8 protein-coding genes are annotated in these 13887 nt (G+C 52.1%); all 8 read right to left on the bottom strand.

Features of this window, described 5'->3' with window-relative positions; translation table 11 throughout:
- Window positions 1-5013 (bottom strand): glycosyltransferase, encoded by a 5013-nt coding sequence (locus VMT62_17085; GenBank protein ID HVN98143.1) that lies wholly within the window; start codon window positions 5011-5013, stop codon window positions 1-3.
- Between the two features lie 110 nt (window positions 5014-5123).
- Window positions 5124-6326, bottom strand: a complete 1203-nt coding sequence (locus tag VMT62_17080) for a DegT/DnrJ/EryC1/StrS family aminotransferase (protein ID HVN98142.1) — start codon at window positions 6324-6326, stop codon at window positions 5124-5126.
- A complete protein-coding gene (locus tag VMT62_17075; GenBank protein HVN98141.1) occupies window positions 6323-7300 on the bottom strand; it encodes an NAD-dependent epimerase/dehydratase family protein in 978 nt (325 codons plus the stop codon). The genes VMT62_17080 and VMT62_17075 overlap by 4 nt, the downstream gene beginning before the upstream one ends.
- A complete protein-coding gene (locus VMT62_17070) occupies window positions 7297-7956 on the bottom strand; it encodes an acetyltransferase (GenBank protein HVN98140.1) in 660 nt (219 codons plus the stop codon). Before VMT62_17070 ends, VMT62_17075 begins: the two co-directional genes overlap by 4 nt.
- A 34-nt stretch (window positions 7957-7990) precedes the next feature.
- Window positions 7991-9097: a DegT/DnrJ/EryC1/StrS family aminotransferase gene (locus VMT62_17065; protein ID HVN98139.1), complete on the bottom strand. Its 1107-nt coding sequence runs from the start codon at window positions 9095-9097 to the stop codon at window positions 7991-7993.
- A gap of 16 nt (window positions 9098-9113) precedes the next feature.
- On the bottom strand, window positions 9114-9626 hold the full coding sequence (locus VMT62_17060) for an acyltransferase (protein ID HVN98138.1): 513 nt from the start codon (window positions 9624-9626) through the stop codon (window positions 9114-9116).
- Entirely contained in the window at window positions 9623-10648 is a 1026-nt protein-coding gene (locus tag VMT62_17055) for a Gfo/Idh/MocA family oxidoreductase (protein HVN98137.1), read from the bottom strand. The genes VMT62_17060 and VMT62_17055 overlap by 4 nt, the downstream gene beginning before the upstream one ends.
- 19 nt (window positions 10649-10667) lie before the next feature.
- Window positions 10668-13887 (bottom strand): glycosyltransferase family 10 (locus tag VMT62_17050; GenBank protein HVN98136.1); only part of this gene is annotated, 3220 nt, incomplete at its 5' end.

Genomic DNA, 13887 nt, shown 5'->3' with positions numbered 1-13887 from the left:
TCAACCCCGCACATTTGTCTGCGCTGCCATATGATGCTCCGCCGCTGTTAGGTCGGCCAGAGAGCGGCAGGTATTAAGAAGCTCCGCCGTACGCGGATGTGACTGTCCCGCTTGAGTCATGTTCTCAAGCAGGTTGACGGCAGATTCCATCCTATCCGCCGAGATAAGCTTCTTCGACAAGGAATACAGAGCGGTGGAACAGTCGTATCCTCTCATCCTCATCTCCTTGAGATGGTCTTGACCCTCGCTTTGTGTACCACCCATACAGTAGGCTGCAGCAAGGACCACTTTGGCCGGGGGGTAATCGGGAATCCTCTCCATAAGTTTCTCTAAAGATGAGATTGCGTCTTTAATGGAGCCTGCACAAAGCGACGCCGAGGCATAGCAGAGGACGGACTCCTTGGACAGAGGGTCAAGGGTGAGCGCCTTAATGGCGCTATCGAGAGCCTCTTTGAACCGTCCCGTTTCGAAATAGCATGTGGACATGTTGAAGTGAGCCACGTGGCTCTCGGGTTGAAACGCAATGTAGCGATTCCAGAGCTCTAAGGCCTCATCATGCCTTCCTAGTTCCCCGGCCTGGATGGCGAGCTCCCTGAGGGCTGACGGGTCGCCGCCCGTCGCGTCGAGTTTCTTTTTTCCGAGGAAATAGTAGGTCTCTGCCTTGGCCATGGTCTTCTCTTCATTGAGCCTGCCGTAGTGATGTACGGCTATATCACAGGGCTTTATCTTGACGCCGGCCCTTTGTAATGAAGGTTCGAGGATCTCATGCACGGGATTTTCAAACCGAACCCGGCGGTCATTCGTGAAGAGCCTTACCTTTGGACTCGGAAACCACCCGGTGCCGGCTTCTTCGTCGGGGTAGTCCCCTTTGTTAGCCGTCCAACCCTGAAGCGAGGAGTTTGTCGTATAGTTCCTCGTGATGAGCGTGTATGCCGCAGGCTTTTCCGCCTTCGGGTCGACGATGGCTAAAAGCTTGCTGTAGTCCTGGGTTGAGATGACTTCGTCGGCATCATGCACGAGTATCCACCGTCCTTTTGCTTTAGACAGGGAGACGTTGCGGGCTTCCGAGAAGTCATTTGTCCAGGGTACATCGAAGACCTGTGCACCGAAAACTTGGGCGATCTGTTTCGTCTCATCTGTGGAACCGGTGTCGACCACAATGATTTCGCCGGCAACGCCTTTCAGGCTTTCAAGGCATCGGGCCATGTGGTCTTCTTCATTCTTTGCGATCATGCACACGGAAAGGGTTCGCGCCTCTTTGTCCTCAGGGTTGATGACGAGAGGGCCTAAGACCCTTCGGATTTCGTGGCCGGCGGAAATGAGTCCCTGCTCAGCGCCGAAACGAACGATGGCGGCCTCGATTTGGCCTATAGCCTCGCCGAACTTCTCCTGTTTGACCAGGGAATCGATAAGAAGAAACGTGATTGCGCGGCTCTCAGGATAGAGCGCCTGTGCTTCCATGAAAACGGGCTCGGCCCTGCCATAGGAACCCGTATCGCACACGGCGGCATAGTAGGAGTTCCGGTTGTCCGTGCTGTCGGGCGCGAGAATGAATGCTTTTTCCATGAGGGATAAGCCTTCTTCCTTTTCGCCTTCGGACCATTGGGAGAGCCCCCTGTTCCTGTATGGATCGCCGTTGCCAGGGTCGACTTGCGCAGCTCGCCTGAAAAAGTTTTCCGCGTCCTTTTTTTGACTTCTCTTGTACGCGATCAGGCCCTGAAGATTGATGGCCCGGCTTAAGGCTGCATCTTTTGAGAGCATTTTGCTCGCACACGCCTCCGCATCCTCGTCGCGATCTATCGCTTCGGCGGCATAGCCAAATAGCTCGAGATACTCGATGTCTTCTTTATGTTCTTTGGCCATGGATTCGAGAGCCTGAATGGCGTCCCCGTGCAATCCTGCATCGATCAGCATCCGGGCGAGGCAGAAATAGATATCCTTGTCTTGAAAAGAGAGTTTTAACCCTTCCATGAGTGCATCCACCGCGTCTTTCAGCCTGTCCCTTGCATAAAGTTTGCGAGCTTCTTCTATTGCATTCAGCGCCCCGAGGCGTTTGTTCGTGTCCGGTCGCATAGCCTCTTTTGTCCATTTCCTGCCGAGGTCGGCTTTGCTTGTTCCCGTATCGTGGTTTGTCTCTTGATGAACGTAGGTGTCGGCTGCTAACATATTTGTGTATCCGGCAACGGAGGCGGCCAGGCAGTAGTCTGTGGCCCAGGAAGATCCCTCGCTTAAGGAATCGTCGGGAAGGCCGATCGAAGAAATCAGGTCCCTTCTGAAAGAGAGACAGAAGCCGGACAGATTTCCGACCCTTGAGCGCCGGTGTTCGTTACGCCCCTTGAATTCCGAAGCGAAGCGGGACGCATCCTCCTGAGCTTGCATGCAGGCATGCGGCACGAGCTGCGGCGGCGATCCAAAATTCGTCAGGGGACCGACAAGACCAGGCTTTGATGTGTGATGGAGGCAGTGGAGCATACCGGTGAGCCAGCCATCGGTTACAATGGTTCCGGCTCTGAGGACAACTATTGTCTCGCCTGTTGAGCGGCCGATACCCTGATTTATAAGGCCTACGTAATTGGGGTTCTCGCTCCTGAGGAGAATAAGATTTTTCACCGGGTCGTCTGGTCTTTCCATACTGCGAATCGACTCTATGAACGGCGTGTTTCCTACTATGATAATCTCGTGCGACTCGCGGGTATGCTTTTCAAGGGCATCAAGACAAACTTCGAGAGGGTCTGCGTGGTCGGTTGTGGCTATGATGATGGATGTGAGGCCTTTGACGGTCGGGCGGTGCATAGAGGCCGTATCATCGGGTCTCTCAGATATCGTGAGGGTTGATCCAGGTAAGAGGTCGTCACGCAGTTCGAAGCGCAGGATATTGCGTTTCAGCTCGGAACTATTTGTGTCTTCCGCCAGTATCCAGTAGTCTTGAAGGCGGGGGTTCTCAGCGCTTGATGCCTCGAATACATCTATGTTGTGCCGTACCGATCCATTGTCACCGCCATGACCGAGGGCGCGGAAGAGGCCCGCGGCCTCACGTCTGTCGCCTGCAACCACCATTGCTATGGCAAGGTTATTTTGCGCCTCCACGGAGTCTTCCCGTATTGACAGGGCTTTTTGAAATTCCCGTATGGCGAAACGATGAGCATAGACGAAGGGCGCGGTAAGCGCATCAATGCCGAGATCAAGATGGGCGCTGAAGAGGGCTTCTGATTTTTGGGAACAGGCCGAGATTTCCGGGTAAAAGTCCTCGATAGAGTACTTGTTATAGAAGAACTCGAGGACTTGATACGTCTGGTCGGCGCAGAGATCGTTGTTTTTCGTTGCTGTGCCCGCATCATCGTGCACCCTATAGCGCCAGAGCACCTCATCCATGTATTTGAAATTCAAATGCTGCGCGGTTTTGAGCCAGAAATGGAAATCGGAACAATAGCCCGTCTCAAAACCATTGTGTTCGTCGAGGGCCTGTCGGCGGATCATAACCGCCGGATGAGCAATGAAATTCGTGGTGAAGAGACGGCGGAGGAGATTGAATCTGTTGAATGTAAGTGCTTTGGGATGACGGAAATTGTTCCCTGTCGGATTGCCCGCATGGTCGATGATCTGGGCGTTACAAAAGCTGATATCGAGTTCCGGGTGGCGCCGAAATTCTTGAACTTGTTTTTCTATTCTGTCCGGCAGATATATATCGTCGGCTCCAATGGCGCAGACATATGCGCCGGAAGACAATCCGACTGAACGATTGAATAATTCATGAAATTTCAGCAGGGATTTTCCTATGTTTTCCTGATAGTGATATTTGATTCTTGGATCGGAAAGATATCTTTTGATAATGCGTTCCGTATTGTCCGTGGACCCATCGTTGAGTATGATAAATTCGATGTTTCTGTATGTCTGACTGAGCACCGATTCGATGGTCTCTGCAATGAACCGCTCGCGGTTATATACGTAACAGACTATGGAAACGAGGGGGTCCTTTCGCTCGGGGCTCTCCACATGCTGCAACTGCGCGGGTACGGTCCAGGTCTTGCCCCTCCGCAGGTCCTGGTTGTCTTTGGCCATGAGGGGCAGGCAGGCGTCCCAGCGCTGCTTCCACGTATGATCCTTGAGGACTCGTTTGTATGCTGCATGGGCCATATCTTGACGCTCTTGGTCGTGGTCAAGGTAGTATCTTATTTTTGTGGCAAGGTCGTTTGCATCTCTGAAGGTCGCTATTTCTGTTCCCAAATTGAAGTAGTTCTTGAGACGGTCATCTTCATAAGTAATCTGAAACGCTTCACAGGCCGGATATTCGAACGTCCGCCCCTTTATCTGAGGCATGAGTTGCCCGGTTGCGGTGGGAACTGAGCACCAGGCGAATCCGAGAACAATCTTAGAGGCGCAGAATGTTTCGATCATTTTGTCCGTGGGGAGGGAGGGGCCTGCTACGGATTGGAGCTCGGGGATTTTCTCCCAGCCCGCACCCCACACCCGCACATCAATCCCCTGCGACATGAGCTCATAGACAATATGCGGCCTGCCGAGATACGCCTGTCCCACGAACGTCACGTCATATATCTTTGGCACCTTTCTCGGATAGTATATCCGAGGATTTGCGGCATACTGCATATGAAAAACATGATGAAAGCCGAACCGGCGGTAGATTTCCAGCGCATTGATATCGTTCGTGGTTGCAAAGTTGTAATGGCCGACCCAGTGAAGTGAATGATTGTAAATTCTCCAGTCGTCGTCCGAGAAAAATGCGATGCTTAGGATATCGTCCCGGTCGCGCAGCTCGTCGAGAAAATAGACGGGCAGCTCGTCGCTCACGATCCCGTGAAGAAAGATGTCCGGTCTTTCTTGTTCGATGACGGCGCGTAATTCCTTGACCATGCCCTGCTGGCCCAGGGTTTCGGTTGCGGCGAGAAAATCGAAATCCACCGTGGAATGGCCCTGTTCAATCAGCGAAGAGCGAATGTTGATATATGCGTAATGGTTGGGATTTGATGCTTCGGGAAAACAATAGAGTATCTTCATCGGTCCTCTCAATACCTGCTCGTAGTGTGATACTCACGGCAAACAGGCACATTCATGATTTTTTATGCATTTTGTGTATGATATTTTTGTCTACGGCTGACGCGGTATGCTCAATTCGGGATCGAACCCTGGTGGCCCTCATGGGTTAGGCGAGGAGCTGGGGTCGCCTCTGTAGGTAGACAGTGCCCTTTCATAATCTGCCCGATAGAGTGAACCACCTGATCGATATCGGCATCTGTCATACCGACATAGAGGGGCAGGATGATGCTCCGGTCGGACAGGCCTTCTGAAGCGGGAAGTCTCAGACCGGCGCAAATATCCTTATATGCCCGTTCCCGATGGGAGGTCATAATGCCGCGTCTTGTGGAAATACCTTTTTCCAGTAGAGAGGCCATAAGATCATTCCGAGAAATAGGGGCGGTCTCTTTTACGTAGAGACAATAGGACTGATAGTTGCTCAATAAGCCGGGCTCTTCCTTCGGGACCGTAAGGCAATCAATCTCTGCAAAGGCCTCGTTGTAACGGTCGGCTATTCTCCTTCTTTGCGTGATTATCCAATCGAGCTTCTCGAGCTGTTTTATCCCCACGGCTGCCTGGATATCGGTCATACGGTAGTTGTAGCCGACTTCCAGATGCTGCTCAAAGACCACCTTATTGGCGGCGTGGCGCTCGCGATCGCTCACTGACATACCGTGTTGTCTCAGCCGTCGCAAGCGTTCCGCATAATCTCTGCGCGACGTTGTAATCATACCCCCGTCTCCGGTGGTGATGACCTTCCGCGGGTGAAAAGAGAAACAGACGAGGTCCGAATGACAGCCGATCTTTCTTCCCTTGTAAGTGGAGCCGACAGCGCAGGCTGCATCCTCGACGAGATGGAGTTTGTACGTTTCACAGAGTCGTTTGAAAGCATCGATATCTGCGGGCATACCCATCTGGTGAACAATGAGAATCGCTTTGGTTCGAGACGTAATCAGAGACTCTGCGTAACCTGCATCTATGTTGTACGTGACAGGAAGTACTTCGGCAAATACGGGTCGCGCCCCGGTGTAAAGAATAGAATTGCTTGTCGCTATGTAGCTCAACGATGGACAGATCACCTCATCGCCAGGACCGACACCGACAACGAGCATAGCTAGATGCAGAGCTGTGGTACAGCTCGAAACGGCGACGGCGTAGCGAGAACCCACGTAGGCAGCAAAATGTTCCTCGAACTCTTGTACCTTCGGCCCCTGCGTCACCCAGCCGGTAAGGATCGTATCGTAGGCGCTTTGCGCATCATCGGAAGTCAAATATGGTTTAGCTACAGGGATCATGCTGCTCTGGCTCCGTTGCGTCTTTCGAAGTACCAATCCGAGAGGAGTTTCAGGCCGGGTTCGAGGGCAGTCTCAGGGCTAAAACCGAGGGTGCTTCGTGCTTTTGTAATATCGGCGATGCGCCTGCTCACGGGATTAACGGTGCTTTCATCGCGGAACTCAGGCCTAAGGGATGAGTTGTTCACTTTCAAGAGGATTTCGAGGAGTTGCTTGAGGCTCGTCTCACGTCCGTATCCGATATTGAAGGTCTCGTCGAAGACCTGGGAGACAAGGGCCGCAACGTTTGCCTTTGCCACGTCCTTTACATAGACGAAGTCCATGCTTGTTGAGCCGTCTCCGAAAATGAGTGGATTTCTGTTTTCCCGTATACAGTCAAGCCACTTGATCATCACTTCCGTATATTTTCCGTCAGTATCCATTCGCGGTCCATACACGTTAAAATAGCGGAGCGCCACGTATTTCAGTCCGTACATAAAGGCATAGCTTCTCAGTATCTGCTCGCCGAAGAGCTTGGCCGCGCCATAAAAGGTCCTATTGTCATAGGGATTGTCGCTCTCCGGCGTAGGGAAATGCTGGGCCAGGCCGTAGACGGATGCGCTCGACGAATAGACGAGCTTCTTGACGCCGTGTTTACGGGCGGCCTCGATGATTTTAAAGCTTGCATCGGCCATGACTTCGAAGCCTTCTGCAGGGTTAGCCGCACAGGCGTTGATCCGTAAGGCAGCCAGGTGAAATATATAGTCGGTCCCCGGTATACAACGCTCCATGAGCCGCGTATCACGGATATCTCCCTCAATGAATTGAACGCGGGGATCATTGAGAAAGCGGTTCATATTGTCTATGGAACCGCGGAAGAGATTATCTACGATGATGATCTTCGCCGGCTTATAGGGCAGAAGTTCCTCAACCAAGTGAGAACCCACGAAGCCGGCACCGCCTGTTACAAATATTACGCTGTTTTCGATATCGTTCATAATCCTCTCTCTTGACCATTATTCGTTGAACCGATTATTCGCGCCGGGTTTCCCGCGGCCTTAAGATCTGCCTCGACTGTTCGGATCACGGTGGAACCGAGACCGATGAGCGTCCTGTCGCCGATAGATAGACCATGCATGATATGGCTTCCACTCCCGATATAACAGTTTTCACCGATGGTGACTGAGCCGGCGATGGTGACGCCGGAGCCTATGATTGACCAGTCGGAGATCTCTGAGTCGTGGTGTATCACCGTGTTAGGAAGGATGATGACGTGATTGCCGATGACTGCGTTGCCGGTGATTGCTACACCGGCCATGATAAGAGTGTTAAAGCCGACTTGAGCAAACGGAGAAACCTGCGCGGATGGGTGAATTATCGAGACAAATCGGCGATCATCTGGACAAAGACCATGGATAATATCCATGCGCGCCCTGTATGAATCGGGACTTCCCGGGACTGCAAGAACTCCGGCCCGGGGATATACGTCGAGGGCGTCCCTGGTGAGCACCCTATGACCCAAGGGGTCGGTTCCTTGCTTCTTTTCATCGTCGTCAATAAAACCGATTAAGTGGAGTCTGGGGCCTACGCAGTGGAGGGCCTCAAGGCCATTGCCGTTACGGGGAAAAATCAGAAGATCTTCCTTGGTCATCATGAAGAATAGTTAGAGGCGGCTCGATGGAGTCGCTCTATGGACGGAATGCGTTAACGGTCTCAATGACTCGGTCAACCTCACCATTTGTGAGTTCGGCGAACATGGGAAGGGAGATACAATGATCAGCAAGATATTCCGCGTTGGGGCAATCGCCTTTCTTGTAGTCAAGATGCGCATACGCTTTTTGCAGGTGACATGGTACCGGATAGTGGAGCCCGGGGAAGATGCCGTTTCTTTCCAGATGACCGATCATGGCCTCCCGGTCTTCAGCCGTAATCACAAAAAGATGGTAGATGGAGTCTGACCATGCCGGCTGAGACTGCATCTTCACAGCCGGATTAGTGATCCCTGAAAAGTACTTATTCGCTATCTCTTTCCTGCGTGCATTCCAGCTGTCGAGATATTTCAGCTTGACGCTCAGGACAGCGCCCTGGAAGCCATCCATGCGCATGTTGAAGCCCAATTCATCATGATAGTAACGGACAGAACTGCCGTGGTTTCTGAGACGTTGGATATGCTCTGCGTAGGCCGAGCTGTTAGTCGTGATGATGCCGCCCTCGCCGTAACCGCCGAGATTCTTTCCCGGGTAACAGCTGAACCCGGCCACCTCTCCGAAGGTTCCAACGGGTTTTGTTTTGTACCGGGCGCCGTGCGCCTGAGCTGCATCTTCGATGAGAAAGAGGTTACGCTCTGAGGCTATTGATTGTACTGCGTCTATATCGAAGGGTTGTCCGTAGAGGTGGACACCGATGATCGCCCTTGTCCGGGGTGTGATAGCCTTCTCTATTCTTGCGGGATCGATGTTCCAGGTGTCTGCAGTGCAATCCACAAAGACCGGCGTCGCACCCACATACGATGGCGCCCATGCGGTGGCAATAAAGGTGTCGGCCGGAACGATAACCTCGTCGCCCGGACCGATGCCGAGTGCGATCATGGCAAGGTGAAGCGCGGAGGTGCCGCTGTTGACAGCGATCCCGAACCGTGCCCCGCAGTACTCAGCAAACTGTTTTTCAAAGCCTTCTACGAAGGGCCCTCCGGAGAAGGCTGTCCGTGAACAGACATCAAGAAGGGCTGAAGCCACTTCGTCCTTGATGGTTTCGTACTGTCGTTTCAAATCGAGAAAGGAGATTTTGTCGGCCATTCGAGTTCCTCCTGAGCTATATATGAGCTGCGTGTTTTAAGTCTACACTTCTTATGAATCTCGCTGGATTGCCTGCTACCACAGTTCTCGGAGCCACATCCTTTGTGACCACAGATCCCGCCCCGACGATCGCATCTTCACCGATAACGACCCCGCATATGATAGTGGCCGAAGACCCGATCGATGCGCCTTTTTTTACGTGAGTTCCTATGACGCCCCAATCGTTGTCGGTCTGCATGGTACCGTCGTCATTGACCGCGCTCGGATATTTGTCGTTGATAAAGGTTACATTGTGCCCCACAAAGACATTGTCGTCGATACGGACGCCTTCGCATATAAAGCTGTGACTTGATATCTTGCAGTTCTTTCCGATCGTGGCGTTTTTCTGGATCTCCACGAAGGCGCCTATCTTCGAATTATCGTCGATTGAGCAATGGTACGCGTTGACGAAATTAAAGAGCCTTACATTGTTGCCAACTGAGACATTGATGATAGACTGCCTTTCGGTCTCAACGGTAATGACCTTCACGCCCTGCCTCCGAGACCGTTGAGCAGGGTGATCTTGCTGCCGTTGCTTTTGATAGATATCTGCGCTGATTCAAGGATGTTGACCACGTCATAACCTACTTTCCAGCTTGAAATAGGCTCCTTTTCATGCTTGACGGCCATAACGAAGTCGTGGGCCATCTCGGCCAGGGCTTCTTTGGTATCGATCTTAGGCGTATAAATGTCGCCTGTTCGGTAATCTACAAGGGTTCTGTGCTTCTCTTCGTCTGTCTTTATTTCAAAGCCCGTATCGTAGACCTTCACCTTTTCGGTGCCCTCCATGTCGTCATAGACGATCATCTTTTGCGTGCCACCGATGTAGGTCGTGCGTACCTTTACAGGCGATGACCAGGAACAACTGCAGTGGGCTATCATACCGCTCTGATAATAGAGGGTGAGATAGGCTATGTTCTCGATACCGTTATTCGTGTGCGTGACGCCTATTGCCTGGACGCTCGTAGGCTTTTCGTCGATCAGGTGCAACAGGATGGCGATATCGTGCGGGGCGAGATCCCAAAGCACGTTGATATCGTGCTGAAAGAGCCCGAGATTGATCCTCGTGGAGTCATAGTATTGAATGTTGCCAAGGTCGCCGCGTCCGATGATCTCTTTCATCTTTTTCACGGCTCCGGTGTAAAGAAAAGTATGGTCTACCATCAAAGTGATCCCCTGTTCTTGGGCCAGTTGCACAAGCTCTTTGGCCTCGGCGTGAGACATGGTCATGGGTTTTTCGACAAGTACATGTTTCTTTCTCTCCATGGCCGATCTGGCGAGCTGATAATGGGTATGTACCGGGGTGGCTATAATAACGGCCTCGATAGCGTTATCCATGAGGATATCTTCCGGTCTCGTGGTGGTTTTCATCGATGGGTATAGCCTCTCTGCTATTTTCAACCTTTCAGCACGGCTGTCCGCGATGCAGGAAACCGTGCAATCCTGTTCAAGCGAGAAATTGCGGACGAGGTTGGGGCCCCAGTAGCCGTAACCGATGATACCTATATTCATAGTGATCTCCTTTGTATGATTATCCGTTGATCTCGAGAAGCAAGTTCTCAAAGCTCTTTGAATAAGATTCCCGGGTATGATGAAGAAGGGCGAATTCTCGCACGGCCTGCGAACGCTTACGCAGTTCTTCATCGGATGTTGTCCCTATGTCCCTGACGGATCGTACGATCCCCTGTATAATCTCGGCGTCCTCGACCTCTTCGATGGTGTAGCCCAAGTTCTCGGCCCTCACATTGCTTGTCCTCGTAACTATAGGAATGATACCGAACTGGAGGAGTTGTGCCACAGATCCTGGTCCGCCCTCCGCTGCGCTCACGTAGACGGTCCCGATTGAGCCCCACGCCAGTTCTTCAAATGGCATAGAACCCACGTCCTGTGCCCCGTGATAAAGGATATTGGGGTGGGTTTTCATAAAGGCAGTGAGCCAGCTTAAGAAACGCGTCTCTATGTCCAGATTCGCGCAGACGTGAAGTTGCATCTCAGGCATGAGACCGAAGGCCTCCACAGCGAGGTCAAGTCCCTTGTGGACTACCCCGTGACCTCCGAGCCAGATGAAATTGTTTCTGGCAGTCTTTATGTCTCTCTCACGAGGAGCCGGTATATGCACGCTGCTGATATCGAGAGGCACTTTTTTGCAAACGGGGCTGTATCCTTCGAGCTGCGAAGGGTTGCCGAAGTAGGTGAGGTAGTCGGCGTATTCATCGGAAAAATTGTTCTGCTGGCGCCTCTCTACGGGCATGTGCATGTTGTGGCGTTTGAAAAACATGGATGCGCGACGGATTTCCGCGAGACTGGCAGGCAGCCAGTGCTTGCCGGTAGAATAGAAGATTCTCTTCTGCCCATTGACCGGGACGAACTTGGCCAGATTGTTTGTCCCGCCATCTATGACCAGTTGGTACCGGCTCCAGCCCGTATTACCGTTGAGGGTGTCCTGGCTTGACGCTCCCACGTAATCCACAATGTATCCGCCCTTGTTGAGGAGTCGCACCATTTCGACTGATTCCCACCACATGCTGTGGCCTTTAAGATAAGGGAAGTGATCGAGCATACCCGAAAGAAACCAGGGTATGGCCTCCTCACAATGGATGACCAGTGCCCGCTTGGCATCCGGGGGCAACGTCTGCAAACCGATATCGGTTATGCCCTTGGGGAACAAACTCTTTACCACGCCCACGGGATCAATCGCTACTCCCTGCGATCTTAAGTAGAGGAGAAACTGAATGAGGTTATTGAGCGCTCCGTAATTGTGCGGATCCATAAAGACGGCGGTTCTCAAATTCCCATAGGCCTGCTCATGATCGCCACGACCGAAATGATAGCAGCCCAGATCATTATAAGCGCTGGAGTGATTTGGGTTCAAAGCGACAGTCTTCAAAAGCTCCTCTACCCATGCTTCCTGGTGGCCCATAGCGTTCAAAAGCCGCGCGTGGAGGTAATGGAGATCTGCGTTATCTTGGTCGCCCGCGAGGATCGGTTTCAAAGTCTCTATGGCCTTCTTATACTCTCCATCCCGCTCAAGGGCGGCAATGATCATAACGTCGTCGTTAAGCTTAGGCTCTGCTCGCAAGGTCCTATCCGCCGTCCCTTGAATACTCCGGGAGCCGGTGGAATCGGCCTTGCCGGCCGTCCCATGTGTGGAAATCCCATAACGTTTGGCAATGGTCCTCAACTCGTCATCGAAAGGCGATCCCTTGATCGCGTCTGTCATGAAATTGGCCGCGTACTCGTTGAGATTGAGTCTTGTCAAGGTATTCATGAGATTGTCCAGAGCGTCATAATTCTTGTTGTCGCAGGAGATTGCTTTGTGAAAAAGTTCGACGGCCTCCTTAAAGTCCCCTTTCATGAGACTGATCGCACCCAGGTCGTTATAGGCCTTTGTATGGCCTTTGTTCGCGGAAAGGACCGAATGCAGATGGATTTGTGCGGCGTCGTAGTGCCCGGCCAGCATAAGAAGCTGAGCAAACAGGTAATGCAGTTCTTGATTTCCGCCTCCACCCACGTACCCGAACGCGTCTATGGCCTCCTCGTATCGGCCCTCCCGCTGCAATTCTGTAATTGCCTCAATCCGCTCATCTTGCGAGAGAGCGCCGCCGAATGTGGGCTTTTGTTCGTCATAGCGCACAAGCGGTGATCGGCCGTAAGCCAATTCCGAGAACGTCCATAAAGGCTCCGATGGCACCTCGGACAGGGGACTGTTGTCATACAGGTGCGATGTGCCCCGGGCCCAATCGCGTGACTCCTCCCATGAAGTGTCTTCGTCGGTTCCTTTTGTTCTCTTGAGGAAGAGTCTGACAAGACGGTCATAAAGTGTGTCCCAGGAATATCGCCTTAATCCGCCCGTGGTCACAAAAAGATCGATCTGACGGATATATTCCTCATATTCGCGGTCCGTCATGGTAGTAAGAAATGTGTCAAGCTCTCTCAGATCTTTGAATTTTCTGAAATCGATAAAACAGCCCTGGGGGATGTATCTCTCTATGTCGGGCGCGCCCAGATAAATGGGCACAGTTCGTGCTTCGAGACAGTCAAGGATTTTTTCCACATAGCCTATGGCCAGCTCCGGATGGTCAGTGTTTTCAAAACAAAGGTAGTATTTGTACCGAGAGACCGTTGCAAGACGGCTTCCGACTGCAACGGAGCCTTTGTAGTTGGAGAGGAAAAAGCCAGGGGTGCCGTACACATCAAAGGGAAGGTTGGAGTTGCGCGAAAACCAGAGTGCCGCTTCGATTCTCTTCGAGTAGAGTTCCCCCGGGACGATCGACTGTTTATTGCCGTTAATCATGCATATGCCGTTTATTCTTCCTTCTGTCGGATAGAGACGGTTGCGGTCCCCTTGATCTTCTGTAACAGCTGTGTCCGGGTCAAGACCCAGGGTGTGGCGTTCCAACCGCGGATAGAAAAATTTGCTGAATTCCGGATAGCTCTCTATCAGGGAATTGTACAGGGTGATCACGTGATCAAAATGGGCCCAGAGGTGGGGATCATACTGACCAGGGAGTACGATGACCGGTTCGCTGAGAAGCAGAATGTTGAGCCCTTCTTTCTTCCCCGTATAGCTGTACGCATTGAGGTAGAGATAGAGGTGGGCGCGGTCTATGGGGAATCGTGTCCATATGATGGAGACATTCTCTTTGTGTACCGCCCGTATATCTTCCGGGCGCAGATGTGCGTAAACAATATTAAAGATAAAGTGAGTGTTGCGGAACTCTTCGACGCCTGCCTTATCCAAAGTCATGCTT

It is taken from the genome of Syntrophorhabdaceae bacterium, assembly GCA_035541755.1.
Taxonomy (GTDB): domain Bacteria; phylum Desulfobacterota; class Syntrophorhabdia; order Syntrophorhabdales; family Syntrophorhabdaceae; genus PNOF01.
The sequence above is the reverse complement of the archived record's forward strand: the minus strand, read 5'-3'. Positions and strand labels throughout refer to the sequence as shown.